This is a genomic window from Sphingomonas sp. S6 (genome assembly GCF_043498045.1).
Lineage (GTDB): Bacteria > Pseudomonadota > Alphaproteobacteria > Sphingomonadales > Sphingomonadaceae > Sphingomonas.
The window spans coordinates 1-4,557 of record NZ_JBIEOE010000038.1 but is presented as its reverse complement, the minus strand read 5'-3'; the positions used below and the strand labels follow the sequence as shown (position 1 = coordinate 4,557).

Annotated in this window: 5 protein-coding genes; all 5 read right to left on the bottom strand. The window is 64.5% G+C overall.

Annotation, left to right across the window (positions count from 1 at the left end):
* Nucleotides 1-257 precede the first annotated feature (257 nt).
* The 5 genes from ACGVWT_RS19040 to ACGVWT_RS19020 all read right to left on the bottom strand — a co-directional run bounded on the left by ACGVWT_RS19040 (nt 258) and on the right by ACGVWT_RS19020 (nt 4,441).
* The gene (locus ACGVWT_RS19040; RefSeq protein WP_010409162.1) at nt 258-812 is read right to left on the bottom strand and encodes a GNAT family N-acetyltransferase; all 555 of its coding nucleotides are present in this window, start codon (nt 810-812) and stop codon (nt 258-260) included.
* Nucleotides 809-1,117 carry a DUF1778 domain-containing protein gene (locus ACGVWT_RS19035; RefSeq protein WP_010409160.1) on the bottom strand — a complete coding sequence of 103 codons (309 nt, stop codon included), beginning with the start codon at nt 1,115-1,117 and terminating at the stop codon, nt 809-811. Before ACGVWT_RS19035 ends, ACGVWT_RS19040 begins: the two co-directional genes overlap by 4 nt.
* A gap of 278 nt (nt 1,118-1,395) precedes the next feature.
* Entirely contained in the window at nt 1,396-3,192 is a 1,797-nt protein-coding gene (locus ACGVWT_RS19030; protein ID WP_241889905.1) for a DEAD/DEAH box helicase family protein, read from the bottom strand.
* Nucleotides 3,192-3,911 (bottom strand): DNA methyltransferase, encoded by a 720-nt coding sequence (locus ACGVWT_RS19025; RefSeq protein WP_394427793.1) that lies wholly within the window; start codon nt 3,909-3,911, stop codon nt 3,192-3,194. Before ACGVWT_RS19025 ends, ACGVWT_RS19030 begins: the two co-directional genes overlap by 1 nt.
* A 200-nt stretch (nt 3,912-4,111) precedes the next feature.
* Nucleotides 4,112-4,441, bottom strand: coding sequence for a DNA methyltransferase (locus tag ACGVWT_RS19020; RefSeq protein WP_241889903.1), 330 nt, complete (start codon nt 4,439-4,441; stop codon nt 4,112-4,114).
* Nucleotides 4,442-4,557 lie beyond the last annotated feature (116 nt).

Below are 4,557 nucleotides of genomic sequence, written 5' to 3'. Positions count from 1 at the left end.
AATACCAGCATCCCGATCTCGCCGCCTGACACACCGCCAAGCGAACAGCCTAGAACACCAGGATGAGGGGTCCCTTTTCGACGCCGATCACCCCGCTAACGGGGTCCCTTTTCCACGCCGATCCACAACCGAGGAGTGCGTCAAAGGCTTTGGGAATGATGTGCTCGCCCTTCTGACGCTGAAAGATCAAATGCTTGATTAGGACCGCGCAGCATGGGGCTTTGAACTGGGCAAGTTACGCGTCAGCAATTCTCAGCCTACGCATCCGCTTGCGTAAGAGTCCGAACCGTCGCGATCGGCAGGAACAACCGCAAGCCGTTGGAGGGCAGCGGCTCAAAGCCATAGCCGGTATAGAGCGCGATGCGTTTCGCCACCTTCTCGGCATCGCCGCAGTCGAACACGTCCAGCATGACGACGGCGATCCCCAACGCTTCGGCCGCCAAGGCCAGGCGCTTGAGACAATCGACCAACAGATCGCCGCCATAGCCTTGCCCTTGAAAGCGGCTGTCGACGCCGATCATCGAAATGTAGGCGGCCGGGATACTGCCATGCGCAGGGCGGTTGCGGGCGAACCGATCGGGTAACTCGGTATAGTCGATCGCATGGGCGTTGGTGGCATAGAAGCCGATCAGCTCGCCCTCGGCACCGACCATCACGAAGGTGCGGACGTTATCCGCCTTGGCGAGCTTGTTCGCGGTCCGGCGGAAGAAGTTGTCGACCTGCGTGATGCCACAGGAAAAGGCCGCTCGATCGTGCTTGGCAGGATCGAGCGGTTCGATGGTGAAGAGCTTTGCGTCCTCTGTCGCCGTCACCTGCTGACGATCGTCTCACGATGCCGCGCGAATGCTGCCCGAAGTCGCTCGGTGGGTGCCGGCGGCGTGTCGAGCGCCGCAAAGAAGCGCGAATGATCGACCGGCTGCAGGGTGGTGCGTTCGTGCGCCGCGATCGTCTCCATCGCAGAGCGATAGGCCGCGTTCATCGTGAAGACGGAATCGTCCACACCGGAAAGAGCGGCAGCCTGCTGAATCGCCTGCTTGATGCGCGGCTTGGTACGGAAGTTCATCCGCTCGCTGCTGCGCTCCTCAACGGCGCCGACCTGATCCTGAAAGCCAAGCATGGCACACCTCATCCAACCTTCACGCACATGTACGTCTTTGCGGCGTACATTTCAACAAAAGATTGAGAGTCGCTTAATTTGTCTGTCCTGCTGCAGGCGTCAGAAACCCGCGTCAGAATGTCTGGCCGGGATGAGCCAACATGCACTTCGATGAGGGGTGTGGGAGCTGGTAGCTGCCGTGAGTGCCGGCGTGAATGGTGAATGAAGGCGTTCCCGTCTGTCCAAGCCGCCCCGTCCGTTTTCCTACCCAACCCTGCCCTTTGCCAAACGACCGCCAATCACCCACGGCCGATCGCACGACGGATCTGATCGCGTACGTTCAGGCGGTCCGTATCGGCGAACACCAGCTCGCCCTGCATCTGCGCCATCAGGCGGGGCACGACAAACGTCTGCCCAAGCTCGGCGGGCGCCGCTTCATGCGCGTGCTCGGCCTCATAGGCGGCGACCTGTTCGCGCACATGGGCGGCGGCGGGCGCGGGGAGCGCGGCATAGACCGCCGCCTTCTCCGCCTCGCGCAGGAAGCCGGTGATCCGGATCGCGCCATCCTCGACGCTGAGCCGATCGGGCGCGGCGGCCCTCACCGCCGCCAAAGTGCCCGCATCCGCCGCAACCTCGATCCGCGCGGACGGCAGCGGACGCGCGCGCGCGCCGAACAGCCCCTCTCCCAACGTCGGCGCCGCTTCGATCGACGCTTCCGCCTCCTGCTCCTCGAAGCCCATGTCGACCAGCCGGTCCTTGAGGGCCGTCGCGGCCTCCGCGAATGACTTGGACACGAGGTGCGCATAGGCCTTGTTCAGCGCGGGCGCCTTGCGCCTCCTCGCATAGGGCATGCGCAGCACGCGGCCGAGCAGCTGCTCCGCATCGGTCGCGCTGCGAATGTTGGCGACCGAACAGAAGACGTAGGCGAAGGAACAGTCCCAGCCCTCCTTCAGCGCCTCGACGGTGATGATGTAGTCGATCGGGCAGTCGGGCGAGAACAGGTCGATGCCGTCGAGACCGCGCTGGTCGCCGGTCGCGACCGCGATCTTGTCGGCGGGGATGTGGTGGACGGACCGGAGGTGCTCCAGCAGCACGTCGACGGTCACCTCGCGGCCCTTGTCCTCGGCCTGGAACAGCACCAGCGGGCGGATGTATCCGTCGCGATCGCGGCCCGCCTTCTCCGCCAGCTCGGCGCGGCGCGCGATCGCGCCGGTCACCGCACCCTCCCAGGTCTGGTGCTCATCCAGGCGGACGGGCAGCTTGATCATCTGCTCCGCCTTCAGCTCCGCGGCGCTAACGGCGTGGAGGATGTTGCTCTTGGGATGCGGGGTCGCGGTGAACTCGATGATGGCGGACGGGTTCACGCGCGCCTGCATCTCGCGCGACAGGCCGGTCACCGCCTTGTGCGCCTCATCCACGATCATCAGCGGGCGATGGAGGTGGAGCAGGTTGGCGAAGGAATAGCGTATGTCGTCCGGGTGGCCCCCTACCCGCTTTGCCACCTCGGCACCGAGCGGCTCCAGCCCCGAGATCCGCTTCGGCACGTTCGCGAACAACGGCTCCAGCGCCTCGTGGTGCGCATAGACCTTGCGCCCCTCTGTGTTCTCCACGCGCAGCGTCTGGATGGTGGCGACGAACACGCACAGGTGCCGCGACAGGTCGGCCGCGGTCAGCCGGGTGAAATCGGCGATGTCGAACACGCGCACCGGCTCACCGAAGGCGGCAGCCAGCGCCTTACGATAGTGATGGCGCGGGTTGTTCAGCGCGTCCACGGTCTGCCGGCGGATCGTCGTGGTCGGCACCAGCCACAGCACCGGCGGATAGTCGCGCCCGATCCACGCATCGCGCGCGACCGCGACGCTGTGCGCGGCGAGCAGCGTCTTGCCGCCGCCGGTGGGCAGGCGCAGGCAGACATAGGGCATCCCCTCCTGCCCGAGCAGGGGCGTGTAGCGCCCGCCATAGCCGCACAGCCGCCTGACCTGGTCCGGCTCGGTCGTGATCGCCTCGTACGCGGCCTTGGGCCCGTGCGCCTGTGCCGCTTCGAAAAAGCGACGCAGCGTGTCGAGGGTCGCCTGCTGATAGGTCTTGAGCTGCATCAGCGGGCCTTCACGTCGTAGGGCGTCTGCTTGAAGATGACGCGCTCGGCGGTGAGCGTCGCGGGCGACAGCCGGCTCGCCTCGCCATAGATGGTGACCGGGCCGGTGAAGCCCTCTGCCCCCTCCCGGATCAGCGCCAGCGTCGCGCGTGTCAGCACGTTGCCGCCCGCCGGACGCTTGTCACCGAGAATGCCATTGTAGAGCAGCGCGACCCCCTGCCCGTCATGGTGGCCCAGGAACGGCGTGGCGGCCGCTCCGGCGAATGGCGTCCCGGTCTCCGCGAACCAGACGTGCGCAGCAAGCGGGGCGAAGGCGATGCCGGCGGCGATCGTGCCATCGGCGTCGAACACCGCAGGGCCGAGCCGGTAGAAGTCGAACCCGCCCCCGCCCTGCCAGTCGACCGCCCGGCTGATGCCGCCGCCCTCACCCGCGATAACCTTGTTCAGCCGCGGCGCGCAATGAGTGACGGCATGGTCGCCCATCTCGATCCCGATCCAGCGCCGCCCCATCTTGTGCGCGACCGCCGCCGTGGTGCCGGAGCCGAGGAAGGAGTCGAGGACGAGGTCGCCGGGGTTGGTGGCAATGTGGAGGATGCGTTGCAGCAGGCGTTCGGGCTTGGGCGTGCCGAAACTTACGTCGGCGCCAAACAACGCGTTCGCCTCTTTCTTGCTCTCGTCAGTATGGCCGACCTCGCCATGTGGCCACCATGTCCAAGGCACCAATCCTTCGACCTCAGAAAGAAAACGGATGACGCTCGGCTGTGCGTTCCCGTCCTTGCCCCAGTAAATCCGCTTCGCCTCAACTAGCTTTTCGAACTCGGGTCGAATCATCGACCAGCAGCGACCTTCGGGAGGTGTATGCCGTCGACCATTCGGGGCGACAATCTCGTACATCTGGTTTGGGCGGTAGCCCTGCGCAGTCATCGGAAGCCCACGCCAACGCTTACTCGGGTCTGCTTCTTTGGCGTTGTCAGGATTGCGATATCAAGCGGCAGCTTGTTGCGTTGCGCTTTGAAGCGCTCAGGTGATGGCGAATAAGCGAGCAGATACTCGTGAACGTCGCCGATCGCCTCTCGGTTTTCACGCGAGTAACGCTTTTGCCAAACAGGGCTTGCAATGAAAGATCCGCGTCCAAACACCTCGTCCATCACGATCTTGAGGTAATGCCCCTCATGATCGTCAATTGACACCCAGATGCTTCCATCCTCAGCGAGCAGTTTTTGGAGTAGTTCAAGCCGCGGATAGATCATCGCCAGCCACTGACTGTGCTCTAGGCAGTGTCTGCATTTAGCGGATTCCATTTGGAAGACCGATCTGATTCAAGGCTGGTGAAGGAGCCAAGCCTTGAGCAGACGAACGCTGACGG

What these genes read in the sequence shown, in the direction of transcription:
- ACGVWT_RS19035 (WP_010409160.1), bottom strand. Translation starts at nt 1,117, where the DNA reads ATGCTTGGCTTTCAGGATCAGGTCGGCGCCGTTGAGGAGCGCAGCAGC.
- ACGVWT_RS19030 (WP_241889905.1), bottom strand. Translation starts at nt 3,192, where the DNA reads ATGCAGCTCAAGACCTATCAGCAGGCGACCCTCGACACGCTGCGTCGC.
- ACGVWT_RS19020 (WP_241889903.1), bottom strand. Translation starts at nt 4,441, where the DNA reads ATGATCTATCCGCGGCTTGAACTACTCCAAAAACTGCTCGCTGAGGAT.